The organism is Dankookia sp. P2, from assembly GCF_050632255.1.
Lineage (GTDB): Bacteria > Pseudomonadota > Alphaproteobacteria > Acetobacterales > Acetobacteraceae > Paracraurococcus.
Genome location: NZ_CP192581.1, coordinates 5652702 through 5678137, shown reverse-complemented (window position 1 = coordinate 5678137; position 25436 = coordinate 5652702). Strand labels below are relative to the sequence as shown.

Genomic DNA, 25436 nt, shown 5'->3' with positions numbered 1-25436 from the left:
TTGACGACGCAGGCGACGTCCTTCTCGAGCGTCAGCCGCTCGAAGCAGACGTTGCAGGAGATGCAGGCGCGGATCGTCTCCCCGATATCGCCTTCTTCGGCCAGAAGGCATCGGCCGTCAGCGCCCGCCCCAGCGAGATGAAATCGGCGCTGCCGTCGGCCAGCACGCCCTCGGCATCCGCCGGCGTGATGATGCGGCCGGCGAGGATGGTCGGAATGCCGACCGCCGCCTTGATCGGCCGCGCATGCGGCTCGAGCGCGCGCCTTGGCATGGAGGGAGGCTGGATGCAGAAGCGCGACAGCGCCGGGCTTTCATTCGTGCCGCCGGACAGGTCGAGCGCCGCGACGCCCGCTTCCTCCAGCAGCTTGGCCACCGCCACCACATCCTCGCTGGGGTAGCCGTCCTCGCAGTATTCCGTGCAGGACAGCCGGACCCAAAGCGGGAAATCGGGCAGCGCGTCCTTCACCCGATGCACCGTCTCCAGCAGCAGCCGGGCGCGGTTGCCGATGCTGCCGCCATAGTCGTCGGTGCGGCGATTGATGCGCGGCGTCAGGAACTGCTGGAACAGGTAGCCATTCGCCGCATGCAACTCGACGGCGTCGTAGCCGGCCTGCCACAGCCGGCGCGCCGCAGCGACGAAATCCTTCTGGATCGCCACGATCTCGGCCCGGTCCAGCGCCCGGACCTCGTCGCCCGTGTTGGGGTTGCGCCAGGGCGAAGGCCCCACCGGCTCCATGTTCAGGACCATCCGCCGCAGCAGCGCGCCGCGGTGGTTGAGCTGGCCGATGGTCAGGCAATCATGCGCCTTGATCGCCTGGACCAGCCGCGCCAGGCCAGGGATGAAGCGGTCGTGGTAGATCCAGAGGCTGTTGTTGTGCGCCCGCCCGCCCTCTGAGACGGCCATCGCCTCGGTGACGATGGCCGCCACGCCGCCCTCGGCGCGCAGCGCATAGTAGTGCCGGTCGCGCTCGGTGGAGAGCCCGTCGCTGGTGCCGAAATTGGTGCCCATCGGCGCCATGATCAGCCGGTTCTTCAGCCGCAGCGGGCCGATCATCCCCGGCTGGGCGAGCAGGCTCTCCACCTGCAATCAGCCCTTGTCGGCGTCGAGCACCGCCTGCACGGCGGCCGGATCGGCCTTGATCTCGACCCCCGCGCGCTCGGCCTGCAGCAGCATCGGCACGCGGCTGTCGCGGTGGCCCCAGCCGCGCGCCAGGGCTTCGTTCATCTCCTCCAGCGTCAGCTGGCAGAAACGCATCGGCACGCCGAGCTCGCGGCCCATATTGGTCGCCAGCGTGACATCCTTGTGCGCCAGCTTCAGCGCGAAGGCCGGCGGGTCGTACTTACCGATCAGGAACTGATCGGCGACCCGGTCGAAGGTGCGGCGTCGGCCGAGCGCGCCCTGGCGCACCGCCTTCCAGAGGTCGAGCGGGTCCATGCCCGCCTTGACGCCCATGGTGAAGACCTCGGCCATTGCGGTCTGCACGGCGTAGCCGGCCATGTTGTGCACCAGCTTGGCGACGGTCGCGGTGCCGATCGGGCCGATATAGGCAGCCTGATCGCCGATCGCGTCCAACACCTTCTTGTGCTGCTGGTAGACCGCCTCGTCGCCGCCGACCCAGATCGCGAGCTTGCCGGTCTCGGCGCCCTTCGGCCCGCCGGAGACCGGGGCGTCGAAGCCATGCGCGCCCTTCTCGGCCAGCGCCGCATTCACCCGCCGCATCAGCGCCTGGCTGTTGGTCGAGAGGTCGAAATAGGCCATGCCGGGATGGGCGCCGGCCAGGATGCCGTCCGGGCCGAAGACCACGGCTTCCACTTCCGGCGGCCCGGGCAGGCTGGTGAAGACCACGTCGCATTGCTCGGCGATCGCCTTTGGCGTCGCGCCCCATTCGGCGCCGGCCTCGAGGTGCTGCGCCGCGGCGTCGCGGCGGACATCGAGCACCACTAGCTTGTACTGCGACTTCTGCAGGTTGGCCGCCATGAAGGCACCCATGGTGCCGAGGCCGATGAACCCGATCTTCATGCGCTCAACCCTTCGCCTTGTCCTGTTCGTCGAAGACGTCCACCGCGACGTGGGAAGCCGTCATCGCCGCCGGCCAGCCGGCATACATCGAGAGATGCGTGATGATCTCGGCAATCTCGTCGCGCGTCAGGCCATTACCGAGGCCGCGGCCGATATGGCTGTTGAGCTGGTCCTCCCAGCCGAGCGCCACCAGCGCCGCGATGGTGACCAGGCTGCGGTCCCGCTTCGAGAGCTGCGGGCGCTCCCAAAGGTCGCCGTAGACATAGGTGTTCGTCATCTCGACGAGCTTCGGGAAATGCGGCTTGATCCGGTCCCGCCGGGCCGAAGGGGGGCTGCCATCGTTGTTCCTCTGCTGCCTCAGGGCCCGACGGGGGAGAGGCAGGGCACGTGGCATGGTGACGCGGCAGGCAGCCGACGCATCGGACCTTCCCCCTGATCGGTTCTTGGCTACGATCCTAGGTCATTCGACCGCCCGTGCAAGCCGGGCGGCTGGGAAAGCGAGGAGCCGGATGACCGAAACGCCGCTGGTCAGGACCGTCACGCAGGTCGGCATCGTGGTGCGCGACATCGACCGGGCGCTGGCCGAGTACACCCACAAGCTCGGTATTGGCCCGTGGCGGGTCTATACCTATGCGCCACCCAGGCTGACCGGCATGCGGATCCGCGGGGTCGATACGCCCTACAGCATGAAGCTGGCGCTGGCCTGGACCGGCGACATGATGTGGGAGTTGATTCAGCCGCTGGATGGCCCTTCGATCTATCAGGAATTCCTTCGCGACCACGGCGAGGGAATCCACCATGCCATGGTGGACTGCGGAGCGCGGACATTGGCGGAGGTGAAGGCCGAATTCGCCGCCCGCGGCTGGCCAGCGTTGATGGAGGGCAATTTCCTCGGCAGCCAGTATGCCTATTTCGAAACCGAGGGCAGCCTGACCACGACGATCGAGGTGCGCTGGTCGGCTCCAGGCTGGCAACGGCCGGAGCCGGATTACTGGTATCCGGCTCCGGCCGAGGCATAACACGAGGGGAATGGAGGAGGGGAAGGGATTCGAACCCTCGAAGGGCCTTGACGACCCTTAACGGTTTAGCAAACCGTCGCCTTCAGCCACTCGGCCACCCCTCCTCAGGTGCAGCAGGCCCACGACGTATGCAGGAGGCGTCTTACAGGCGGGCAGGCCGGGCGTCAAACCTTCCGGCCGCCCATTTCGCCGGTCAGGACAACTCTACCGCGAACCCCTTCGCGGTCGCCGGCCGGGCCATCATGCGCTCGTACCAGGCGGCGACATTCGGCAGGTCGTCGAAGGGCACCTGGTGCCGCTCGTGCCGCCAGGCCCAGCCGAGGATGGCGAAGTCGGCGATGCTCGGCCCGCCTGCGGTGGCCACGAAGTCCCGGCCGGCCAGTCGGCGGTCGAGCACGCCATAGAGGCGCTGCGTCTCCTTGTGGTAACGGGTGAAGCCGTATTCCTTGGCTGGCCCGTCCGGCTGCATCAGGAAGTGGTGGACCTGACCCGGCATAGGGCCAAAGCCGCCCATTTGCCACATCAGCCATTCCAGCACCGGCACCTTCGCCCGCGGGTCGGACGGCATGAACTTTCCGGTCTTTTCTGCCAGGTAGATCAGGATAGCGCCGCTTTCGAAGACGCTGATCGGCTGCCCGCCCGGGCCGTCCGGATCGATGATCGCCGGAATGCGGTTGTTGGGACTGGATTTCAGGAAGGCGGGGTCGAGATTGCTCATTCTTCGAGATGTTCACGGGCTTGACCACGTAGCGCAGGCCCATTTCCTCCAGCGCGACGCTGATCTTGCGGCCGTTGGGGGTGTTCCAGGTGTGCAGTTCGATCATCGGGGGCTCCGGTCCGGACGTTTCCGCGGCGAGGCTAGCCGAGGACCTGCCCGGCGGCGAGGCCGCCCGGCGCGGCCGCGCCGCCACGATGCAGGAAAGACGAAGCCGTTGATGCGAAACGCCTTCCCATGCGCCACACGGTACAGCAACTTGGGATCGGCGCCGTTGCGTTTGGGGTACGGACGGGGCCGGATCGGGGGATTTTTGACATGGACGCGTTGATGTTGCCGGGCTCACGCCGGAAATCGGTGGGGCTTGCCTATCTGCTGCTCGCCTTCTTCGGCCTGTTCGGCCTGCACCGCCTTTATCTCGGCCGCAGCCTCTCGGGCGCCGGGATGGCCGCGATCACGCTGCTCTCCATCCCCCTGATCTGGAGCGGCCTCGGCCTCCTCGGCTTCGTCACCACGGGCAATGGGCTCTGGCGGATGCGCTGCTGATCCCGTCGATGGCGCGCGAAACCAACCAGGCGATGCCGGCACTGGCCTGACAACTGGCAGCCCTCCCCCGGGGCTCGACGGACAACAAGGTACGGCCGGGGAATGCCTTCCCCGGTCCCCCAACTGTTCTTACAAGTTCAGCTCAGCTTCCGCTTGACCGCTTCGTTCACCAGGGCCGGATTGCCCTTGCCCTGCATGGCCTTCATCACCTGGCCGACGAAGAAGCCGAACAGCTTGTCCTTGCCCGACCGGTATTCGGCCACCTTGTCGACATTCGCCGCCATCACCTGCTCGACCATGCGGTCGATCGCGCCGGTATCGGTCACCTGCCGCAGCCCGCGCTCCTCGACGATGGCGCCAGGGCTCTTGCCGGTCTCCACCATCGCCTCGAAAACCTGCTTCGCCAGCGTGCCGGACAGGGTCTTATCGGCCAGCAGGTCCAGCAAGGCGCCGAGATGCGCGGCCGGCACCGGCGGTTCGGCAATGCTGGTCTTGGTGCGGTTGATGGCAGCGAAGAGGTCGCCGGTGACCCAGTTGGCAGCGACCTTGGCGTCGCGGCCCTGCGCGACCTCCTCGAAATAGACCGCCGTCTCCTTTTCGAGCGTCAGCACATGCGCGTCGTAGGGCGTCAGCCCCATCGCCACGTATCGCGCGCGCCGCACATCGGGCAGTTCGGGCAACGCGGCCTTCAGGCTGCGCGACCCAATCGGCCTCCAGCACCAGCGGGGGCAGGTCGGGGTCGGGGAAGTAGCGGTAGTCATGCGCGTCCTCCTTCGACCGCATGGAGCGGGTGATCCCGCGGCCGGTGTCGAACAGGCGGGTCTCCTGCACGACCTCGCCGCCCTCCTCCCAGACCTCGATCTGCCGCCGCGCCTCGGCCTCCACCGCCTGCATGACGAAGCGGATGGAGTTGACGTTCTTCACCTCGCAGCGGGTGCGGTAGTCCTCGCCCGCCTTCCGGACGGAGACATTGACGTCGGCCCGCATCGAGCCCTCGTCCATGTTGCCGTCGCAGGTGCCAAGATAGCGCAGGATCTGCCGCAGCTTGGTCAGGTAGGCGCCGGCCTCCTCTGGGCTCCGCATGTCGGGCTCGGAGACGATCTCCATCAGCGCGACGCCCGAGCGGTTCAGGTCGATGAAGCTCTTCGACGGGTGCTGGTCGTGCTGCGACTTGCCCGCATCCTGTTCCAGGTGCAGCCGGGTGATCCCGATGGTCTTGGTGCTGCCGTCGGCCAGCGTGATCTCGATCTCGCCGGTGCCGATGATCGGGTGGGCGAACTGGCTGATCTGGTAGCCCTGCGGCAGGTCGGCATAGAAGTAGTTCTTGCGGTCGAAGCGCGACCACAGGTTCACCTGGGCGTTCAGGCCAAGCCCGGTCCGCACCGCCTGTGCCACGCATTCGCGGTTGATCACCGGCAGCATGCCCGGAAAACCGGCATCGACGAAGCTGACCTGGGTGTTCGGTTCGGCGCCGAACTCCGTCGCCGCGCCGCTGAACAGCTTCGCCTTCGACGTCACCTGCGCATGGACTTCCAGGCCGACGACGACCTCCCAGGGGCCGGTGCGGCCCTCAAGCGTAAAGGACATGGCCCCGTTCCTTGTCTGCCCAGGCGAAGACGCGCTGCTGCTCGTCTGCCAGGAATGCGGCGGCGTCGCCGCCCACGATGCGCCCGCAACGCTCCGCCGCGCGGGCGAAGCCGATCAGCGGCCGGCCGCGCATGGCGCCATGCGCGACGCTTGTCTGGTCCACCACGATGGCCGAGAGCAGCGGCCAGCCCCGCTCCGTTGCCCAGGCGCAGAGCGCGAAGAGATGCGGGTCCATCCGCCGCCGCGCCGCCTGCCAAGCCAGCCCGCTCGCCGCGGCGACGGCACCGTAGCTGAGGAAGCGGTGCGCCTCGGCCGCCGCGCGGATCGCGGCGAAGCTGCGGCCGCGGTCGAGCGCCGCCTCGGTCACGCCCCGGCCCGCAGCGCCGGCACGGCGCGGAAATCCGCCGCCGTCTCGATCGCCGAGCCGACCGCGAAGACCGTCTCCTCGTCGAAGGCGCGGCCGATCACCTGCAGCCCGAGCGGCAGGCCCTGCGCGTCGAGTCCCGCCGGCACCGCGAGGCCCGGCAGCCCGGCCAGGTTCGCGGTCACGGTGAAGACGTCGTTCAGGTACATCGTCACCGGGTCGTCCTGCTTCTCGTCCATCCCGAAGGCGGCCGAGGGCGTCGCCGGGGTGACGATGGCATCGACCTTCTGGAAGGCCTCGTCGAAGTCGCGCTTGATCAGCGCGCGGATCTTCTGCGCCTTCAGGTAGTAGGCGTCGTAGTAGCCGGCGCTCAGCACATAGGTGCCGATCATGATCTCGGCGCTTGACCTCAGGGCCGAAGCCGGCGGCGCGGGTCCGCTCGTACAGGTCCTTCAGGTCGCTGTCCTTCGCCGCCTCGCGCAGGCCGAAGCGCACGCCGTCATAGCGAGGCGAGGTTCGACGAGGCCTCGGCCGGCGCGACGATGTAGTAGGTCGGCAGCGCGTAGCGGGTGTGGGGCAGGCTGATCTCGACCGTCTCGGCGCCCTGGTCGCGCAGCCATTGCAGGCCCTGCTCCCAGAGCTTTTCGATCTCGGGCGGCGTGCCCTCCAGCCGGTATTCCTTCGGCACGCCGATCCGCAGCCCCTTCACCCCGCGGGCGCAGGCGGCGGCGAAATCCGGCACCGGCACATCCGCCGAGGTGCTGTCCTTCGGGTCGAACCCCGCCATGCTCCGCAGCAGGATGGCGCAATCCTCGACGGTGCGGGCGACCGGCCCGGCCTGGTCCAGGCTGCTGGCGAAGGCGACGACGCCCCAGCGGCTGCACCGCCCGTAGGTCGGCTTGATCCCGGCGATGCCGCAGAAGGCCGCGGGCTGGCGGATCGAGCCGCCCGTGTCGGTCGCCGTGGCACCCAGCGCCAGCCGCGCCGCGACCGCCGTGGCCGACCCGCCCGAGGACCCGCCCGGGACCAGCCGGGCATCCGGGTCGTTCCGCCGCGACCAGGGGTTCTCCACCGGCCCGAAGGCGCTGGTGGTGTTCGACGACCCCATGGCGAATTCGTCGAGATTGACCTTGCCGAGGAAGACCGCGCCATCCCGCAGCAGGTTGCCCGAGACCGTGCTCTCATAGGGCGGCACGAAGTTGCCGAGGATCTTGCTCCCCGCTGTGGTCCGCGTCCCCGCCGTGCAGAACAGGTCCTTGATCGCCAGCGGGATGCCGTCGAGCGGCCCGGCCAGGCCCTCAGCCCGTCGCGCATCGCTCGCCCTGGCCTGCTCCAGCGCCTGCTCCGCGGTGACGGTCAAATAGGCGTTCAGCCGCGGGTTCAGCGCGGCGATGCCGTCCAGATGCGCCTGGGTCAGCTCGACGCTGGTCAGCAGCCCCTCGTTCAGCGCCTCGATGGCGCCGCGGAGCGAGAAATCCGTCGGATGCATTATTCAACCACCTTCGGCACGCCGAAATACGCGCCCATGCGGTCCGGCGCATTCGCCAGGACCTGCTCGGGGATGCCGCCATCGGTCACGGCATCCTCCCGCATCCGCAGCGACACCGCGCCGCCGCCGGCCATCGGCTCGACTCCGGTGGTGTCCACCGCCTGCAGCTGCTCGATCCAGCCGAGGATGCCGTTGAGCTCGGCCTGCATGCGACCGACCTCCTCCTCCTCCAGCCGGATGCGGGCAAGGGAGGCGATGCGCCTCACCGTGGCGGTGTCGAGGGACATGCGGGGTTCCAGACCTGGCCAGGGGCTATCAATCGGCTCGGCAGGGCTATAACGGCGGCCATGCCCCTCTTCAACCTGACCGACCTCCGCTCTGGCCTGCCCCGCGGCCGGCGGCTGATCGGCCTCGATCCCGGATCGAAGCTGATCGGCGTGGCGCTGTCCGACGTGCTGCTGATGCTGGCCTCGCCCTATGGCTCCCTGAAGCGGGGAAGCTCAAGGCCAATGCGGCGGAGGTCGCGGCGATTGCCCGCAAGGAGGGCGCCGGCGGGCTGGTGGTCGGCCTGCCGCTCGGGATGGACGGGTCCTTCGGCCCGGCGGCCCAGGCGGCGAAGGACTGGGCCCTGGCGCTGGGCGAGGCTGCCGGCCTGCCGGTGGCGCTCTGGGATGAGCGGCTGAGCAGCTCGGCGGTCAACCGGGCGATGATCGAGGCCGATCTGACGCGGGCCAAGCGGGCGGCCGCGGTGGATGCGGCGGCCGCGGCCTACACGCTTCAATCGGCGCTGGATGCGACGCGGCCCGCCCTCGGCTGACCCCACCATCCGGCGCAACTGCTTGGCCGCCCTCCCCGGCAAGGCTAGCTTGCCCACCGCCGCAGCCCGCGAGTCCCGATGTCCTTTTCCTTCCCGATCCTCCCCGGCGGCCACCTGCTGGCCATCGAAGGCCTGGAGCCGCCGCATATCGGCGCCCTGCTCGACCTGGCCGAGAGCTACGCCCTGCTGAACCGCAGCGGGAAGACCCAGCGCGACCTGCTGAAGGGCCGGACCCTGATCAACCTGTTCTTCGAGGACAGCACGCGGACCCGCACCAGCTTCGAGCTGGCCGGCAAGCGGCTGGGGGCGGATGTGATCAACATGTCCGTCTCGAACAGCAGCGTGAACAAGGGGGAGACGCTGCTGGACACGGCGCAGACCCTGAACGCCATGCATTGCGACCTGCTGGTGGTCCGCCACGCCCAGTCCGGCGCCCCGGCCCTGCTCTCCCAGAAGGTCTCCGCCAGCGTCATCAACGCCGGCGACGGCACGCACGAGCACCCGACCCAGGCGCTGCTCGACGCCCTGACGATACGCCGCCGCAAGGGCAGGCTGGAAGGCCTGGTGGTCGCCATCTGCGGCGACGTGCTGCACAGCCGCGTCGCGCGCTCCAACATCCACCTGCTGACGGCGATGAATGCCCGCGTCCGCCTGGTCGGCCCGCCGACCCTGATCCCGGCCGAGGCCGCCCGCCTCGGGGTCGAGGTCTTCCACGACATGAAGGCGGGCCTCGCCGGCGCCGACGTGGTGATGATGCTGCGGCTGCAGAAGGAGCGGATGACCGGCGGCCTGGTACCATCCTCGCGCGAGTTCTTCCGCTTCTTTGGCCTGGACCGGGAGAAGCTGGCCGTCGCCCGGCCGGATGCGATCGTCATGCATCCCGGGCCGATGAACCGCGGCGTCGAGATCGACAGCGCCGTCGCCGACGACCCGGAGCGCAGCGTGATCGGCGAGCAGGTGGAAATGGGCGTCGCCTGCCGGATGGCGGTGCTGGACGTGCTGGCACGGGACCTTCGCCGCAATGCGTGACCTTCTCTTCCGCGGCGCCCGGCTGCTCGACCCCGCGACCGGGCTCGACGCCACTGGCGACCTGCTGGTCCGCGACGGGCTGATCCTCGACCACGGCACCGGCCTTGCCGCGCCCGAGGCGGCCGAGACCATCGACTGCGCCGGCCGCTGCCTGGCCCCCGGGCTGGTGGACCTGCGCGCCGATGTCGGCGAGCCCGGGCACGAGCACCGCGAGACCATCGCCTCGGCCGCCGCCGCCGCCTCGGCCGGGGCATCACCACGCTCTGCGCCCTGCCGGACACCGACCCGGCGCTGGACGACCCGGCCCTGGTGCAATCTCGTCCTCCGCCGCGGCGAGGCGACCGGCAGCATCACCCTGCTGCCCTATGCCGCCGCCACCAAGCATTGCGAGGGCCGCGAGCTGGCCGAATACGGCCTGCTGAAGGAGGCCGGGGCGGTCGCCTTCACCGACGGGCGCCGGGCCATCGGCAATGCCCGCACCATGCGGCTGGCGCTGTCCTATGCCCGCGCCTTCGGCAGCTTCATCGTGCAGCACCCGGAGGAGCCGAGCCTGGCCGCCGGCGGCGCCGCGACCGAGGGCGAGCTGGCGACGCGGCTCGGCCTGCCCGGCATCCCGCCCGCCGCCGAATCGATGATGGTGGCGCGCGACATCGCCCTCGCCCGCATCACCCGCGGCCATGTGCACTTCGCCCATGTCAGCACCGCGGCGGCGCTCGACCTGATCCGCGCGGCGAAGGCCGAGGGGCTCCCGGTCACCTGCGACACCGCCCCGCCCTATTTCGACCTGAACGAGACGGCGATCGGTGACTGGCGGACCTATGCCAAGCTGTCGCCGCCGCTGCGGCCGGAGGCCGACCGGCTGGCCGTGGTCGCGGCGCTCGCGGACGGCACGATCGATGCCATCGCCTCCGACCACCAGCCGCGCGACGCCGACGACAAGCGCCTGCCCTTGCCCAGGCCGAGGCCGGCGGTGCCGGCCTTGCCACGCTGCTCGGCGTGACCCTGGCCCGGGTGCATGGCGGCGACCTCTCGCTGCTGGCGGCGCTCGACCTGCTGACGGCGCGGCCGGCGAAGCTGCTCGGCCTGCCGGTCGGCCGGCTGGCCAAGGGCGCGGCCGCCGACCTGGTGCTGCTCGACCTCGACCGTGGCTGGCAGGTGAAGGACGGCCAGCTGCCGGGCAAGGCGCAGAACACGCCCTTCGACGGAAGGGCGCTCGAAGGCCGGGTGGTCGGCACCTGGAAGACCGGGCGGCGGGTCTTCGGATGACCGGGATCCTGGCACTCGCCCTCGGCTACCTGCTCGGCTCGGTGCCCTGGGGGCTGCTGCTGACCCGGGCGGCCGGGCTCGGCGACATCCGCAGCATCGGCTCGGGCAATATCGGCGCGACCAACGTGCTGCGCACCGGCAATAAGTCGCTCGCCGCAGCGACAATGGTGCTGGACATCCTGAAGGGCGTTGCGGCCCTGGCCCTGGCGCGGGCGCTCTGGGGCGAGACGGCGGGGCTGCTGGCCGGCTTCGGCGCCATGCTGGGCCATGCCTTCCCGGTCTGGATCGGCTTCAAGGGCGGCAAGGGCGTGGCGACCGGCGGCGGCGTGCTGCTGGCCGCGGCCTGGTGGCTCGGCCTCGGCGCGGCCCTGGTCTGGCTGGTGATGGCCTTCGTCACCCGGATCTCCTCGGCCAGCGCGCTCGCCGCCTGCGCCGTGGCGCCGGCGATCGCCGCGGCGGCCGGGCGCTGGGATCTCGCTGCCTTCTCGGCCGGGATCGCTGTGCTGGTGGCTTGGCGGCACAAGGCGAATATCGAGCGCCTGCTGGCCGGGACGGAGCCGCGGATCGGCCGCAAGGGCTGACACTTCGACGGGCTAATTTGTTGCAAAATCGCATGTAGTTCTGGCATCGCCGCGACGGCTTTCGTATATTTCTCCCGGCCGAGGAGGATCGCCGGGCATGTCCGACATCCATGGGCAGGGCAGCGCCCTGCGGCTCCCGATGGCGCCGCGGGACGGATGAACCTCCCGGCCATGACCATGCTCCCGCCCGCCGAGGCCCTGGCCCGCCTTCGTCTCGCCCGCACCGACGGCATCGGTCCCCTCACCTTCCGCCGCCTGCTCGAGCGCCACGGCAATGCCGGCGCCGCGCTCGCCGCATTGCCCCGGCTCGCCGCCCGCCGCGGCACGCCCTTCGCCCTGCATCCGGAGGCCGAGGCGCGGCGCGAGATCGAGGCGCTGCAGCGCATGGGCGCACGCCTGCTGTTCGCCGGGCTGCCGCCCTACCCGCCCCTGCTGGCGATGCAGGAGGACGCGGCGCCGGTCCTCGCCCTGCTCGGCGACCCGGCCGCCCTCGCCCCGCGCGCCGTCGCCATTGTCGGCGCCCGCAACGCCTCCGCCGCCGGCCGGCGCATCGCCGAGGAACTGGCCGAGGCGCTGGCCGCCGAGGGCCTCGCCGTGGTCTCCGGCCTGGCCCGGGGCATCGACGCCGCGGCGCATCTCGGCGCGTTGCGGCGTGGCCGCACGATCGCCTGCGTCGCCGGCGGACTCGACCAGCCCTACCCGCCGGAAAATGCCGCCCTGCAGGCCCGCATCGCCGCGGAAGGCGGCGCGGTGCTGGCAGAGGCGCCGCTCGGCACCGCGCCGCTGGCCCGCCACTTCCCCGCCGCAACCGCATCGTCGCCGCCATCTCGCTCGGGGTGGTGGTGATCGAGGCTGCGCTGCGCTCCGGCAGCCTGATCACCGCCCGTATGGCGCTGGAGGCCGGGCGGGAAGCTTCTTCGCCGTCCCGGGCAGTCCGCTCGATCCCCGGGCGCGGGGGTCGAACGACCTGATCCGCCAGGGCGCGCACCTCGCCGAGAGCGCCGAGGACGTGCTGCTGCATCTGCCCGAAGCGCCCCATGCGGCGCCGCTGTTCGCCGCGGCCACGACATGGTCCGGCGGCGAACCGGAACGGGCATTCGTTTCGCAATCACCGGAAGACTCCGAAATTACCTCTCAAGTCGTTGATATGCTTGGGGCCTCTCCGATAGCGGTTGACGAGGTGATGCGGCGCTGCCACCTGTCGCCCTCCGCGATCCAGGCGATCCTCCTCGATCTCGAACTGGCTGGACGGGTCGAACTGCTGCCGGGCAACCGCGTGGCGCTCACCGGACGGGGCCAGGACGAGGGCTAGGAGGGGCGCCCGCTTCGCCGCAAATGCCGCAATCCCCTCCCCGGGGCCACGGCCACAGGATGTGTGGAGTCCATGACGGACGTCGTCGTCGTCGAAAGCCCCGCCAAGGCCAAGACCATCAACAAGTATCTCGGCGGGGACTTCACCGTCCTGGCGAGCTTCGGCCATGTCCGCGACCTGCCCCCGAAGGACGGCTCCGTCCGCCCGGAGGAGGACTTCGCCATGGATTGGGAGTCCGAGGACCGCGGCGAGCGCCAGGTCAACGAGATCGCCCGCGCGCTGCGCGGCGCCAAGCGCCTCTACCTCGCCACCGACCCGGACCGGGAGGGCGAGGCAATCTCCTGGCATGTCAAGGACATGCTGGCCCGCAAGGGAGCGCTGAAGGGCGTCGAGGTCCAGCGCATCACCTTCAACGAGATCACCAAGCGCGCCATCCAGCATGCGGTCGCGCACCCCCGCCAGCTCGACACGCCGCTGATCGATGCCTACCTGGCGCGGCGGGCGCTGGACTACCTCGTCGGCTTCACCCTCTCGCCCGTGCTGTGGCGGAAGCTCCCCGGCAGCCGCTCCGCCGGCCGGGTGCAGTCGGTGGCGCTGCGGCTGATCTGCGAGCGGGAAGCCGAGATCGAGGCCTTCCGCGCCCGCGAATACTGGACGGTCGAAAGCCGCTTCACCACGCCGCAGGGCGCCCCATTCACTGCCCGGCTGACGCATCTGGACGGCCGGAAGCTCGACCAGTTCGACCTGCCGGACGAGGCCAGCGCGATGCGCGCCAAGGCGGCGGTCGAGGCCGGGACCTTCAGCGTCCTCTCGGTCGAGAAGCGCCGGGTCAAGCGCAACCCGCCGCCGCCCTTCACCACCTCCACCCTGCAGATGGAGGCCAGCCGCAAGCTCGGCATGGGCGCGCAGCAGGCGATGCGCACCGCGCAACAGCTGTATGAGGGCGTCGAGATCGGCGGCGAGACCGTCGGCCTCATTACCTATATGCGGACCGACGGGGTGCAGATGGCGCGGGAGGCGATCGCCGCCATCCGCGACCATGTCGGCTCGAGATTCGGCCGGGACTACCTGCCCGGCGCGCCGCGCGAGTATTCCTCGAAGGCCAAGAACGCCCAGGAGGCGCATGAGGCGATCCGCCCGACCGACGTGCGCAATACGCCGGAGAAGGTCGCCCGCTACCTCGATGAGCGGCAGCGCCGGCTTTACGAGCTGGTCTGGAAGCGCGCCGTCGCCTCCCAGATGCAGTCGGCCGAGCTGGACCAGACCACGGTCGAGATCGGCGACGCGGCAAAGAAGACCATCCTGCGCGCCACCGGCTCGGTCATCGCCTTCGACGGCTTCCTGAAGCTCTACCGGGAGGACCAGGACGACACCGAGGCCGACCGCCGTGCCGGCATCACCGGCGCCGCGCCCGGGAGCGAGGACGAGGACAGCCGCACCCTGCCGCCGATGCGGGAGCGCGACCCGCTGAAGCGCGGTGATGTATCGGCGCTGCAGCACTTCACCCAGCCGCCGCCGCGCTACTCGGAAGCCTCCCTGGTCAAGCGGATGGAGGAGCTCGGCATCGGCCGCCCCTCCACCTATGCGTCCATCCTGCAGACCCTGCAGGACCGCAATTATGTGAAGCTCGAGAAGCGGCGCCTGATGCCGGAGGACCGGGGGCGGCTGGTCACCAGCTTCCTGGTCAAGTTCTTCGAGCGCTACGTTGATACCGGCTTCACCGCCGGGCTCGAGGAGCAGCTCGACGACATCTCCGGCGGCAAGGTCGACTGGCGCGCGGTGATGCGGGCCTTCTGGGAGGAGTTCAAGCGGGCGATCGACGCCACCAAGGACCTCAAGATCAGCGACGTCATCGACGCGCTGGACGAGGAACTCGGCCCGCACTTCTTCCCCGAGCGTGAGGGCGGCACCGACCCGCGCGCCTGCCCCGCCTGTTCGGGCGGCCGGCTCGGCCTGCGGCTCGGCCGGACCGGCGCCTTCATCGGCTGCTCCAACTACCCGGAATGCCGCTACACCCGGCCGCTGATCGCTCCGGGCGCCGAGGGCGACGGGACGACGGGCCTCAGCGACGGGCCGCGCGAGCTGGGCACCGACCCGGCGAGCGGCGAGAAGGTCACCGTCCGCCGCGGCCCCTATGGCGTCTATGTCCAGCTCGGCGAGGGCGGCACCGACGCGAAGGGCAAGCCGACCAAGCCGCGCCGGGCCAGCCTGACCAAGGACATGGATCCCGATACGCTCGATCTCGACCGGGCGTTGAAGCTGCTGTCGCTGCCGCGGCTGATCGGCCGCGACCCCGAGAGCGGCGAGGAGATCCAGGCCGGGCTCGGCCGCTTCGGGCCCTACATCAAGGTCGGCTCGATCTTCCAGTCGCTCGAGCCGGGGGACGACGTGCTCTCGCTCGGCATGAACCGGGCGATGGAGCTGCTGGCCAAGGCGCGGGCGAAGGTCCGCTTGGTCGGCCAGCACCCGAAGGACCAGGCGCCGGTCGAGATCCGCAAGGGCCGCTTCGGCCCCTATGCCCAGCACGGCAAGACGGTCGCCAACCTGCCGCGCAACCTGGCGATGGAGGATGCGACGCTCGACGAGGTCGTCGCGCTGCTGGCCGAGAAGGGCAAGGAGCTGAAGCCCATGACCAAGGGCGGCGCCAAGGGCAAGGCGAAGCCCGCGGCCAAGCGCGCCGCCAACGGCGCCTTGGTCGGGGACGACGCCGCCCCGCCGGCCAAGCCCGCCGCAAGGAAGGCGGCCGCGCCGGCCAAGCCGGCCACCCGCAAGGCGCCGGCCCGCAAGGCTGCCGCCCCAGCCGCGGCCGCCGCCCGCAAGCCGGCCGCGGCGGCGAAGCAGCCCGCCGCCAAGCCGGCCGCCGCGAAGAAGCCGGCGGCACCGAAGAAGAAGGCCTGAGATGCCCCGCCGCCCGACCGGCGGCGGAGACGCGCCGCTGCCCTCGAAGGAGGCGCTGCGGCGCTTCCTGCGGAAGCCAGTCCCGGCAAGGTCGGCAAGACCGAGATCGCCCGGCATTTCGGCCTCGGCACCGACCAGCGCCCGGCCTTGCGGGAGTTGCTGAAGGCCTTGAAGGCGGATGGCAGCGCCGCCCCGGCCGGCCGCCGTGGCCTGGCGGCGCCCGGCCGGCTGCGCCGGAGATGGCGGTGATCGAGGTCACCGGCACCGACCCGGATGGCGACCCGATCGCCCGCCCGCTCGGCTGGAAGGCCGAGCAGGGCCGCATGCCCGTGATCTTCATGCGCCCCGAGCGCGCCGGGCAGCCGGCCCTCGCCCCGGGGAGCGGGTGTTGGCGCGGCTGAAGCCGGCGGGCTCCGGCAAGTATGAGGGCACCACGGTCAAGCGGGTCGGCGGCGCCGCCCCGGCCCGGGTGCTTGGCGTCTACGAGAATGGCCGCATCGTGCCGACCGACCGTCGCCACCGTGCGGAATGGGTGGTCCCGCCCGGCGAGGCCGGCGGCGCCGAGGACGGCCAGATCGTGCTGGCCGAGCCGCTGCCCGGCCGCAAGCTCGGCCTGCGCCCCGCCCGCGTGGTCGAGGTGCTCGGCCAGATGGGTGAGGCGAAATCCGTCTCACTCATCTGCATCCACGCGCATGGCATCCCGGACGTCTTCCCGGCCGAGGCGCTGCGCGAGGCCGAGCAGGCGCGGGGGCGTCGCTGCCACAGGGCGCGAGGACCTGCGCGAGGTCCCGCTGGTGACCATCGACGGCGAGGACGCACGCGACTTCGACGACGCCGTCTGGGCCGAGCCCGACGGCACCGGCTGGCGCGTGCTCGTCGCCATCGCCGATGTGGCGCATTACGTCCGCCCCGGCTCGGCGCTTGACCGCGAAGCCTGGGCGCGCGGCAATAGCGTCTATTTCCCCGACCGGGTCGTGCCGATGCTGCCCGAGCCACTGTCGAATGGCTGGTGCAGCCTGCGCCCCGGGGAGGATCGCGGCTGCCTCTTCGTCGAGATGCGCATCGATGCGGGCGGCACGAAGACCGTCCACCGCTTCGGGCGCGGCATCATGCGCAGCGCCGCCCGCCTGACCTATGAGCAGGCTCAGGCCGACCACGACGCCGGCGAGGATCCGACCGGCACCCTCGCCCCGCTCTACGGCGCCTTCCGCGCCCTGCTGGCGGCGCGCGACCGCCGAGGCACGCTGGAGCTCGATCTGCCGGAGCGTCGGGTGCGGCTGGACCCGGCGGGTACCGTGCTCGGCGTCGAGCCGCGCGCCCGGCTCGATTCGCACCGGCTGATCGAGGAGTTCATGGTCACCGCCAATGTCTGCGCGGCGGAGGAGCTGGAGCGCCTGTCCCAGCCCCTGCCATGTACCGGGTGCATGACCGGCCCTCCGACCAGAAGCTGGAGGGGCTGCGCCAGTTCCTCGATGCGCTTCGGGATCGGCCTGCCGCCGGGCGACCGCATCCACCCGCGTGACTTCGCCCATGTGCTGGCGCTGGTGGCCGACAGGCCGGAGGCCCGGCTGGTGCACGAGACGGTGCTGCGCAGCCGGTCCCAGGCCGCCTATGCGCCGGACAACATCGGCCATTTCGGCCTCGCCCTCGGCCGCTACGCGCACTTCACCAGCCCGATCCGCCGCTATGCCGACCTGCTGGTGCACCGCGCGCTGGTTCGCGGCCTGAAGCTGGATGAAGACGGGCTGCAGGAGACCGAGGCGGCCCGCTTCCCCGACACCGGGGAGCACATCACCCAGACCGAGCGCCGGGCGGCGGCAGCCGAGCGCGACGCCGTGGACCGCTACCTTGCGGCATACATGTCGCAGCGGATCGGAGAGGTGTTCGACGCACGCATTTCTGGGGTGACACGGTTCGGCCTGTTCGTCACCGTAGAGGCGAATGGCGCAAGCGGAATCGTTCCCCTTGCGTCGCTGCCGGACGACCGATGGACCGAGGACCAGGCCAGGCATGCGCTGTCGGGCCAGCGTACGGGGATCAGCTTTGCCCTGGGCCAGGCGGTCGAGGCGCGGCTGGTCGAGGCGACGCCCCGGACCGGCGGCATGGTCTTCCACCTGATGCAGGGCATGCCCGCCGCGCACCACGCCCCGAAGCTGCGCAAGGCAAAGCCCGGCAAGCGAAAGGCCGGCAAGGGCGGTCGCCCGGCCTCCCTGACTCTGCTGCTGCTGCTGCTCTTCCCCGCCGGCCGCCGGCGCGCAGGGACAGCCTTTTCCCGCGCGAGCAGGTGCAGGCGGTGCTGGCCACGGCGCTCGGCGCCGTGCTGGAGCGTCACCTCGACCTCGTCACCCCGGCCCAGCTCGGCCTCTGGAGCCTGCGCGGGCTCGAGGTGCTGGAGCCAGCTCTGCAATCCGAGTTGCAGAGCAACACGCTGCTGCTCTCGGCGCCCGACCGCCTGCTCTCGGCCCGCCCGATGCCCGTCCTGCCGGCTCAGGGGCCGCCAGCGGCCGCGGCGCTGCCGCTTGCGGTGGCGCTGTCCGGCATGTTCGACGCCGCTTGGCGGGCGTCACCTGCAATCCGCCGGGCCGGCACCGAACGCATGCTGCGGAGCGCCTTCGAGGAGTTGTTCAACCATCTCGACCCCTACAGCCGCTACGCATGACGCCGGAGGAGGCGATGGCGGCGCGGGCGCGGCGGATCGGCCAGACCGGACTTGGCCTGCGGCTGGCGGCGGGTCGCGGCAATCTCCGTGCCTGATCGCCACCATCCGGCCCGACTCGCCGGCGGCCGAGGCCGGGCTCCGGGTCGGCGACCGGGTGCTGACGGCGGAGGGCGTGCCGCTCTCGGCGCAGGACCTGGCCGCCGCCGCGGCGCTGCTGGAAGGCCCGGCCGGCACCGAGGTGGCGCTGCGCGTCGCGCGCGGCAACCGCCGCTTCACCGTCCTGCTGCTGCGGAGCACCGTGCCACCGGAGACCCTGCACGCCCAGCGGCGGGAGGAGATCCTCTGGCTGCAGCTCGACGGCTTCTCCAACGCCACCGACCTGCGGCTGACCGAGGCGCTGCTGGAAGCCTTCCCGCGGCACTGGCCCGCGCGCGGGGTGGTGCTGGACCTGCGCGGCAACCGCGGCGGGCTGCTGGGCCAAGCGGTGGCGGTGGCCAGCGCCTTCCTGGCCGAGGGCGTGGTGGCGCTGACCAGCGGCCGCCATCCGGATGCGGCACGGACCTATGTCTCGGCCGGGCCGGACCTGGCCCGCGGCGTGCCGCTGGTGGTGCTGGTGGATGGCCGCACCGCCTCAGCGGCGGAAATCGTCGCCGCCGCCCTGTCCGACCGCGGCCGCGGCGTGGTGGTGGGCAGCGCCACCACCGGCAAGGGGCTGATCCAGGCGGTGGTTCCGCTGCCGAATGGCGGGGAGCTGCTGGTCACCTGGTCCCGCGTGCTGGCGCCGCGCGGCTGGCCGATCCAGGGACTCGGCGTGCTGCCCGCGGTCTGCACCAGCCTCGGCACCGAGGCGACGGCGGCGGCCCTCGCCCGGCTGCGCCAGGGCGACTCCTCGATGGCGCGACCCTTGGCCCGGCTGCGGGCGGCCCGCGCCCCGGTGCCGGGCAGCGAGGTGACGGCGCTGCGCAACACCTGCCCGCCGGCCGAGGGCCGCCCCGGCGATCTCGGCGTGGCGCGGACGCTGATCGAGCAGGCCGACGCCTACGAGTCGGCGCTGGCCCGCTGACGCAGCGCGGCGCGGCAGAGGTCGCGGCGGGCGCCTTCGCCCTTGACGCCGCCGCCCTGCACGCTACTGTCCGCGCCCTCCCGCCAGCCCGGCAGACCGAACACGCGAAGGCTTCGTCATGGCCAAGTCGAACACCATCCAGATCAAGCTCGTCAGCAGCGCTGAGACCGGCTTCTTCTACGTGACCAAGAAGAACGTCCGGAACACCACCGGCAAGCTCGAGATGAACAAGTACGATCCGGTCGTGCGCAAGCACGTCGTGTTCCGCGAAGCCAAGATCAGTAAGGCCCGCGGCGCGACCGCGCCGCATCGCCTGCCGGTAGCTGGAAGCGGACGGGGCGACCCGGCCGCTTTTGTGCGTGGGGGCCGCGGGACCGCCGCTGCCGCCCCGGCTCAGCCCTCCGTGGCCTGATCCGGCGGCGGTGCGATGAAGTCCTCCGGCACCGCCGGCTCCACCCGGTTCCGCCCGGCGGCCTTGGCGCGGTAAAGCGCCGCATCGGCCGCAGCGATGGCGCCGGAGACGGAGCAGCCGGCCGGGGCGATCGCCAGGCCGATGCTGACGGTGATCGGCAACAGCGCCGGTCCGACCGAGATCGGGTCGTTGCTCAGGGCCCCGCGCAGCCGGTCGGCGACCATGGCGGCGTAATCGGTCGGCGCGCCGGCCAGCACCACCATGAATTCCTCGCCGCCATAGCGCGCCAGCACATCGGCGGCGCGCAGGTGCGACTTCAGCCGCTCGGCGACCTCCTTCAGGGCGGTATCGCCGGCGGCATGGCCATAGGTGTCGTTGATCGACTTGAAGCGATCGACGTCCAGCAGCATGACCGCGGCGTCCGAGCCGCGCAGCACCCCGTCCAGGTGGCGCCGGACATAGCGGCGATTGCGAAGCCCGGTCAGCGGATCGGTCACCGCCAGCTCGAGCGAGCGATCGAGGTCGTTCCGCAGCCTCTCCTGGTACCATTTGCGGCGCACCTGGTTGCGCGCCCGGGCGCGCAGCTTCGTTGGCGTCGATCGGCCGCAGCACGTGGTCGTTGGCGCCCAGGTCGAAGCCGCGCAGCACCAGGCCGCGCTGGCTGGAATCTGCGGTCAGCAGCACCGGCAGGTCGCGCGTCGCCGCCTCCGCCCGCAGGCGGGAGGCGAGACGGAGCACGTCGCCGCCCTCGGGCGGCAGGCAGAGCACCGCGAGGTCGAAATCCCCTCCAGCAGCGCCCGCCGCGCCTCGTCAGAGCGGGCGGACTGATGCACCTCGACGCCATCGGTGCCCAGCGCATCGGCAATCTGCTGGCATTCGCCCGGCAATTCCGACAGCACCAGCGCGCGGGCGCCCTCGATCCCGGCGCGCGGCTCGGGCGGCGGCTCGATGCCCAGCTGGCGGGCGGTGTCGGTGCGCTGCCGCCAGGCGTCGAGCACCTGCTTGACCCGCAGCAGGGCGCGCAGCCGGGCGAACATCGTCGCGTCGTCCACCGGCTTCGAGAGGAAGTCGTCGGCCCCGGCCTCGAGGCCGCGGACGCGCTCGGCCTGATCGATGAGCGCGGTCACCATGACGACCGGCAGGTGCGCCGTGGCATCCTCCGCCTTCAGCCGGCGGCAGACCTCGTAGCCATCCATCCCCGGCATCATAACGTCGAGCAGGATGACGTCGGGCGCCCAGCGGGCGGCCATGGCCAGGGCCTCCGGCCCGCTCGAGGCGAGGGCGACCTCGTAGTACTCGGCCAGCAGCTTGGCTTCGAGGAGGCGGAGATTGGCCGGGATGTCGTCGACCACCAGGATCCGCGCGGTCATACGACGGCACCATGACATGGCGCAGGACGGGCGTGACCGCCCGCTTCCTTCCCGTGGCCGGGAGCCCGGCAGCGGTCCAAATCGTGCCAGGGATGGCAGGGCACCTGCGCGAGGTCCTTCCGGAAGTGAACGGGATGTGCCGCATGCCGCCAGTGCAGCCGCCGCGGGGACGGCAGCGGCGCTGCACGGCGGCGGTCGAATCCGTGGCCCCTGGCCAGGGCCGGCTGCCGCATCCCGGCCGCTCCGCCCCGCCATTGCCGGAGGGCAGGCCGGAGCAGCACGCCGGGCGCGAGGCCTGGACGCCGCTCAACCATCCGCCGGCCCGTCTCTGGCGGTATAAGCCGCGGCGGTAATGCTGCCATGCGCCTCGCCCAAGCATTGGTCCCAGCGGACGATCCACCGCTGGCTGGTGCCGAAGCTGTGTAGCACAGGCGCAAAGCCCGGTTGAAGGCGGGCCGGGCGATCTATTTCGAACCCTCTAAGGTTCAGCCGCTGCTGAGGGTGACCTCCTGCCCATCGGCCCGGCGCAGCCGGCCACCAACCGGGCATCGCGGGCTGCGGCGGACCTTCAGGGCGTCCTCTAGTCCGCGATCGGCCAGCGCTGCCTTGACCGCATCGGCCTCGGGGTGCTCGGCCTCCAGGTGCAGCAGGCGGACATGGCTGTCCGGCAGGCGGGAGGACGCGCCCTCCCCCTTCCACTCGATCAGCGCGGGGATCAGGTTGTCCATGTCCTGGCGCTGCGGCGGGAAGGCCATGCGCCAGTGCAGGTCGCCCCGGCTCATCTCCCGCACCTCCCCGGCGCGATGGCCGAGCCGCGACACGACCGCATCCATCACCGGGGTGCGCGCCACCCAGGCGATCAGCCGCGGCTCGGCTTCCAGCATCACCTTCACCGCCGGATCGTCCAGGTCGAAGAGCCGGGACTGCGACGGCTCCGGCTGGTCGGGGTCGGGAGCGATGATCTCGAGATAGGTTCCCTTGCCGAGGCCGAGCAGCATGTTGTGGGTGCCGAACCCCTCATGCCTGCCGCCCGGGCGGGGCCTCACGCCGAGGTGCTGCTCGACGAAGGCGGCGCCTTCCTCAGAGAGTCCGGGCGCCCAGCACGATGTGGTCGATTTCGGCCATCCTGATCTCCCTTGCCGCGGTTGCCGGGTGCCGGCCGCCGCGCGCCATGTCGTCGCGGCCGGCGCACCGCGAATTGCGTCCCGCCGCCCATCACTGCGCGCCCCGGCTCGGCCACCTGCGCCCCAGCGCCGGCTCTCCGCCGGCACCGGACGCCAGGACGCAGCACGGCGCGCGCAGCGATGGCATCATGCCAACGCCGCAGACAAGGGTAATGCGCCAGATCAATTCCGCGGCGACCCAGGGAGCGGAGCTGGCCCGCCCCGGGGCTCAGCCGGGCGCGGCGCGACGTTGCCCAGGCTCGGCGTCACGCTCCGCCTTGGCGCGGCGGCGCCATTCCCAGGGCGGCAGGCGCTCGGCCTCGGGCAGCGCCCAGAGGCCGCGACGGGCGGCGCGCGCCTCGGCCTCCAGCACCGGAAGCTTCGGGTCGTGGTTGTAGCGGTCGTAGACCCAGGCAGCGCCGCGGCGGACCATCTCGGCATTCACGTCGCGGCCGCCGGCATAGACATGCCCGACGCTGCGGCCGTAGCGGTCGATGTCCTCCACCACCACCCGCACCCGGCGCTGAAAGGCAAGGTCGGCCAGCGCCGCCCGCGCCCGGCTGCCATAGGGCTGGCGGCGCTCGGGCGTGTCGATCTCGGCCAGCCGCACCTTGGTCTGGCGGCGATCGGGGGTCAGCAGCGTCAGCGTGTCGCCATCGGTGATGCCGACCACCTGGCCGGTCAGCTCCTCGGGCGCCGCGAGCGCGGGCGGGACCTGCAGCGCGGCAAGCAAGGCAAGGATGAAAGCCGGCAGGCGTCGCAAGCGGAAAACTCCAAAGTGGCAAGCCTAACCATCATGCCACTTCGGAGTTCGAAGGCTAAGAGCCCATCCGGAAAGGAATTGAATCGCCTGAATCGGATGTGATTCGCTGTTCCTGCGGGCGATTCGCGGGAGGAGACGGATGGCATGGACGGCGGAACATCGGCGTGCGGCGGACCGGCGGGGGCTGCGCTATCCCTCAGATTTGACGGATGCCGAGTGGGCGCTGGTTGCGCCACTGATCCGGCCAGCGAAGCACGGCGGCAGGCCCCGCAAGGTGGACGTGCGCGAGGTGTTGAACGCGGTGTTCTACGTGCTCTCCGCCGGCTGCCAATGGAGCGCGCTGCCGAAGGACCTGCCGCCGAAGAGCACGGTTTGGGATTACTTCTCGCGCTGGGAATGGGAAGGCACCATCGAGCGCATCCACCACGCGCTCTACGTCGCGGTGCGCGAGGGTGCCGGGCGTGAGGCCAGCCCGACGACCGCGATCATCGACAGCCAGACGGCGAAGGGCGCGCAAAAGGGGGCTCTACGCTCGACCCGTCCGGCTACGACGCGGGCAAGAAGGTCGTCGGCCGCAAGCGCCACCTGCTGACCGATACCATCGGCATGCTACTCGCGGTCATCGTGCATCCCGCCAACGTGCAGGACCGCGATGGCGCCGAGCCGCTGCTGCGCCAGGCGCGCAGGCTGTTCCCTTTGTCGAGCGCATCATCGGCGGTGCAGGCTATCAGGGGCCGAAGATGGCCGCCGCCGTCGCCCGCACCGGTACATGGAAGATGGAGATCGTGCGACGCTGCGATAGGCACCGCTTCGTCGTGCTGCCGAAGCGCTGGATCGTCGAGCGCACCATCGGCTGGATCAGCCGCAACCGGCGGCTGGCCCGCGACTTCGAGCGGCATTGCCGCATCGCCGCCGCCTTCGTCCGCATGGCCATGATCCGCATCATGCTTCGACGGCTGGCAACAAAGCCCTCAGCATGAACCCAAACTTCCCGGATGGGCTCTTAGCCTTCAAGCGTTGCCGTTCAGATAGGCCATCGCCACCTGCACGCCGCCCGGCTTGTGCGGCACCCCGGCGGCGCCGAGGCCCATCTCCACCCCGCCCAGCGTGCCGACCAGCTGCAGCGGGCCGAAATCGCCGAGATGGCCGATCCGGAACACCCGGTCGTTCAGCCGGCCAAGCCCGTTGCCGAGGCTCATGTTGAACTTCTCGAGGATCGTCGCCCGCAGCGCATTGGCGCTGTGGCCCTCCGGCAGCCGCACGGCGGTCAGCACCGAGGAATACTCGCCGGGCACCTCGACCTGGACCTCGAGACCCCAGGCGCGCACCGCGCGGCGGGTCGCCTCGGCGAAGCGGTCATGCCGGGCGAAGACGTTGTCGAGGCCCTCCTCCATCAGCATGTCGATGGCGGCGTCGAGACCGTAGAGCAGGTTGGTCGCCGGGGTGGAGGGAAAGAACCCTTGGGCATTCGCCGCCAGCATCGGCCGCCAGTCCCAGTAGCTGCGCGGGATCCTCGCGCCCTCGGCCGCCTTCAGCGCCTTGGCCGAGATCGCGTTGAAGGACAGGCCGGGCGGCAGCATCAGCCCTTTCTGGCTGCCGGCGATGGTGACGTCGACGCCCCATTCATCGTGCCGGTAGTCGATCGAGGCGAGGCCGCTGATGGTATCGACCAGCAGCAGCGCCGGATGGCCGGCGGCGTCGATTGCCTTGCGCACCGCGGCGATGCGCGAGGTCGCGCCGGTGCTGGTCTCGTTGTGCACCACGCAGACCGCCTTGATGCCGTGCCCCTTGTCCTCGCGCAGCGCCGCCTCGATCGCCGCGACATCGGCGCCGCGGCGCCAGTCGGTCTCGATCAGCTCGGGCTTCAGGCCGAGCCGGCCGGCGAGCTCCTGCCAGAGATGCGCGAACCAGCCGGTCTCGCACATCAGCACGCGGTCGCCGGGCGAGAGGGTATTGGCCAGCGCCGCTTCCCAGGCGCCGGTGCCGGAGGCCGGGAAGACGATGACCGGCTGGCTGGTCTTGAAGACCGCGCGGAGCTTTTCCAGCAGCTGCTTGCCGAACTTGCCGAAATCGGGGCCGCGATGGTCCATGGTCGGGTAGTCCATCGCCCGCAGCACGCGGTCCGGCGTATTGGACGGCCCGGGGATCTGCAGGAAATGCCGGCCGGAGGTCGGCTTGGACTGGAAATAGGCCATGGGTCGCTTCCTCGTGTCGGGCGTCTTATGGCGCCGATCCATCCATGGGCGCCAATGAGAAGCCCTTCTTGGATTGATGAGCATTATAGATCGGACAGCGGCTTGCTCCACCGCTAGCTTGCCGCCATCCCCGGTGAGCAAAGGCACAGGAGGCGACACATGGCCGAG

The 25436-nt window shown here is 70.9% G+C and carries 20 protein-coding genes, 1 tRNA gene and 7 pseudogenes; 14 read left to right on the top strand and 14 right to left on the bottom strand.

Going from position 1 to position 25436, the window contains the following annotated elements; translation table 11 throughout:
• Window positions 1-31 precede the first annotated feature (31 nt).
• The 3 genes from ACQ86J_RS33715 to ACQ86J_RS33705 are packed head-to-tail and all read right to left on the bottom strand — an operon-like array spanning window position 32 to window position 2297.
• Entirely contained in the window at window positions 32-1081 is a 1050-nt protein-coding gene (locus tag ACQ86J_RS33715; RefSeq protein WP_431268936.1) for an NADH:flavin oxidoreductase, read from the bottom strand.
• A 6-nt stretch (window positions 1082-1087) separates the two neighbouring features.
• The gene (locus ACQ86J_RS33710; RefSeq protein WP_431268935.1) at window positions 1088-2020 is read right to left on the bottom strand and encodes an NAD(P)-dependent oxidoreductase; all 933 of its coding nucleotides are present in this window, start codon (window positions 2018-2020) and stop codon (window positions 1088-1090) included.
• A gap of 4 nt (window positions 2021-2024) precedes the next feature.
• On the bottom strand, window positions 2025-2297 hold the full coding sequence (locus ACQ86J_RS33705) for a carboxymuconolactone decarboxylase family protein (protein ID WP_431268934.1): 273 nt from the start codon (window positions 2295-2297) through the stop codon (window positions 2025-2027).
• A 232-nt stretch (window positions 2298-2529) separates the two neighbouring features.
• Here ACQ86J_RS33705 and ACQ86J_RS33700 point away from each other — a divergent pair, with 232 nt between their 5' ends.
• On the top strand, window positions 2530-3039 hold the full coding sequence (locus ACQ86J_RS33700; RefSeq protein WP_431268933.1) for a VOC family protein: 510 nt from the start codon (window positions 2530-2532) through the stop codon (window positions 3037-3039).
• A gap of 11 nt (window positions 3040-3050) precedes the next feature.
• Here the strand turns inward: ACQ86J_RS33700 and ACQ86J_RS33695 are convergent.
• A tRNA-Ser gene (locus ACQ86J_RS33695) sits at window positions 3051-3143 on the bottom strand.
• A gap of 89 nt (window positions 3144-3232) precedes the next feature.
• Complete coding sequence (locus ACQ86J_RS33690) at window positions 3233-3757, bottom strand: glutathione binding-like protein (protein WP_431268932.1); 525 nt, start codon at window positions 3755-3757, stop codon at window positions 3233-3235.
• Window positions 3758-4072: 315 nt separating this feature from the next.
• On the opposite strand from ACQ86J_RS33690, the gene ACQ86J_RS33685 reads away from it, so the two are divergent.
• Window positions 4073-4300 (top strand): NINE protein, encoded by a 228-nt coding sequence (locus ACQ86J_RS33685; protein ID WP_431268931.1) that lies wholly within the window; start codon window positions 4073-4075, stop codon window positions 4298-4300.
• Window positions 4301-4437: 137 nt separating this feature from the next.
• On the opposite strand, the pseudogene gatB reads toward ACQ86J_RS33685, so the two are convergent.
• The 4 genes and pseudogenes from gatB to gatC all read right to left on the bottom strand — a co-directional run bounded on the left by gatB (window position 4438) and on the right by gatC (window position 8027).
• A pseudogene (gene gatB / locus ACQ86J_RS33680) lies at window positions 4438-5887 on the bottom strand (Asp-tRNA(Asn)/Glu-tRNA(Gln) amidotransferase subunit GatB).
• Complete coding sequence (locus ACQ86J_RS33675) at window positions 5871-6254, bottom strand: hypothetical protein (RefSeq protein ID WP_431268930.1); 384 nt, start codon at window positions 6252-6254, stop codon at window positions 5871-5873. Before ACQ86J_RS33675 ends, gatB begins: the two are co-directional and overlap by 17 nt.
• Window positions 6251-7740, bottom strand: a pseudogene (gene gatA, locus ACQ86J_RS33670) (Asp-tRNA(Asn)/Glu-tRNA(Gln) amidotransferase subunit GatA). The gene ACQ86J_RS33675 and the pseudogene gatA overlap by 4 nt, the downstream one beginning before the upstream one ends.
• Window positions 7740-8027, bottom strand: a complete 288-nt coding sequence (gene gatC / locus ACQ86J_RS33665) for an Asp-tRNA(Asn)/Glu-tRNA(Gln) amidotransferase subunit GatC (protein WP_431268929.1) — start codon at window positions 8025-8027, stop codon at window positions 7740-7742. The pseudogene gatA and the gene gatC overlap by 1 nt, the downstream one beginning before the upstream one ends.
• Before the next feature lie 60 nt (window positions 8028-8087).
• On the opposite strand from gatC, the pseudogene ruvX reads away from it, so the two are divergent.
• The 11 genes and pseudogenes from ruvX to rpmG form a co-directional block, all read left to right on the top strand.
• A pseudogene (gene ruvX, locus ACQ86J_RS33660) lies at window positions 8088-8557 on the top strand (Holliday junction resolvase RuvX).
• Between the two features lie 78 nt (window positions 8558-8635).
• A complete protein-coding gene (locus ACQ86J_RS33655) occupies window positions 8636-9586 on the top strand; it encodes an aspartate carbamoyltransferase catalytic subunit (protein WP_431268928.1) in 951 nt (316 codons plus the stop codon).
• Entirely contained in the window at window positions 9579-10586 is a 1008-nt protein-coding gene (locus ACQ86J_RS33650; RefSeq protein ID WP_431268927.1) for a dihydroorotase, read from the top strand. Before ACQ86J_RS33655 ends, ACQ86J_RS33650 begins: the two co-directional genes overlap by 8 nt.
• Window positions 10583-10852 (top strand): amidohydrolase family protein, encoded by a 270-nt coding sequence (locus ACQ86J_RS33645; RefSeq protein WP_431268926.1) that lies wholly within the window; start codon window positions 10583-10585, stop codon window positions 10850-10852. Before ACQ86J_RS33650 ends, ACQ86J_RS33645 begins: the two co-directional genes overlap by 4 nt.
• On the top strand, window positions 10849-11433 hold the full coding sequence (gene plsY, locus ACQ86J_RS33640) for a glycerol-3-phosphate 1-O-acyltransferase PlsY (RefSeq protein WP_431268925.1): 585 nt from the start codon (window positions 10849-10851) through the stop codon (window positions 11431-11433). Before ACQ86J_RS33645 ends, plsY begins: the two co-directional genes overlap by 4 nt.
• Window positions 11434-11604: 171 nt before the next feature.
• Window positions 11605-12745 (top strand): annotated as a pseudogene (gene dprA / locus ACQ86J_RS33635) (DNA-processing protein DprA).
• 72 nt (window positions 12746-12817) lie between these two features.
• Window positions 12818-15643 carry a type I DNA topoisomerase gene (gene topA / locus ACQ86J_RS33630; protein ID WP_431268924.1) on the top strand — a complete coding sequence of 942 codons (2826 nt, stop codon included), beginning with the start codon at window positions 12818-12820 and terminating at the stop codon, window positions 15641-15643.
• Window positions 15644-15888: 245 nt separating this feature from the next.
• Window positions 15889-16044: a hypothetical protein gene (locus ACQ86J_RS33625; protein WP_431268923.1), complete on the top strand. Its 156-nt coding sequence runs from the start codon at window positions 15889-15891 to the stop codon at window positions 16042-16044.
• Window positions 16029-16298: pseudogene (locus tag ACQ86J_RS33620) on the top strand (ribonuclease R); the annotation flags it as partial. The gene ACQ86J_RS33625 and the pseudogene ACQ86J_RS33620, both read left to right, overlap by 16 nt.
• A gap of 139 nt (window positions 16299-16437) precedes the next feature.
• The gene (locus ACQ86J_RS33615) at window positions 16438-19365 is read left to right on the top strand and encodes a VacB/RNase II family 3'-5' exoribonuclease (protein WP_431268922.1); all 2928 of its coding nucleotides are present in this window, start codon (window positions 16438-16440) and stop codon (window positions 19363-19365) included.
• A 118-nt stretch (window positions 19366-19483) separates the two neighbouring features.
• A pseudogene (rpmG, locus tag ACQ86J_RS33610) lies at window positions 19484-19645 on the top strand (50S ribosomal protein L33); the annotation flags it as partial.
• A gap of 113 nt (window positions 19646-19758) precedes the next feature.
• On the opposite strand, the gene ACQ86J_RS33605 reads toward rpmG, so the two are convergent.
• The 4 genes from ACQ86J_RS33605 to ACQ86J_RS33590 all read right to left on the bottom strand — a co-directional run bounded on the left by ACQ86J_RS33605 (window position 19759) and on the right by ACQ86J_RS33590 (window position 23073).
• On the bottom strand, window positions 19759-20337 hold the full coding sequence (locus ACQ86J_RS33605; RefSeq protein ID WP_431268921.1) for a diguanylate cyclase: 579 nt from the start codon (window positions 20335-20337) through the stop codon (window positions 19759-19761).
• Window positions 20338-20451: 114 nt separating this feature from the next.
• A complete protein-coding gene (locus tag ACQ86J_RS33600; protein ID WP_431268920.1) occupies window positions 20452-21147 on the bottom strand; it encodes a response regulator in 696 nt (231 codons plus the stop codon).
• A 485-nt stretch (window positions 21148-21632) separates the two neighbouring features.
• Entirely contained in the window at window positions 21633-22193 is a 561-nt protein-coding gene (locus ACQ86J_RS33595) for a VOC family protein (RefSeq protein ID WP_431268919.1), read from the bottom strand.
• Between the two features lie 346 nt (window positions 22194-22539).
• The gene (locus ACQ86J_RS33590; protein ID WP_431268918.1) at window positions 22540-23073 is read right to left on the bottom strand and encodes a thermonuclease family protein; all 534 of its coding nucleotides are present in this window, start codon (window positions 23071-23073) and stop codon (window positions 22540-22542) included.
• Window positions 23074-23212: 139 nt separating this feature from the next.
• On the opposite strand from ACQ86J_RS33590, the pseudogene ACQ86J_RS33585 reads away from it, so the two are divergent.
• Window positions 23213-24053 (top strand): annotated as a pseudogene (locus ACQ86J_RS33585) (IS5 family transposase).
• 30 nt (window positions 24054-24083) lie between these two features.
• On the opposite strand, the gene ACQ86J_RS33580 reads toward ACQ86J_RS33585, so the two are convergent.
• Complete coding sequence (locus tag ACQ86J_RS33580; RefSeq protein WP_431268917.1) at window positions 24084-25268, bottom strand: pyridoxal-phosphate-dependent aminotransferase family protein; 1185 nt, start codon at window positions 25266-25268, stop codon at window positions 24084-24086.
• Window positions 25269-25436: the final 168 nt, after the last annotated feature.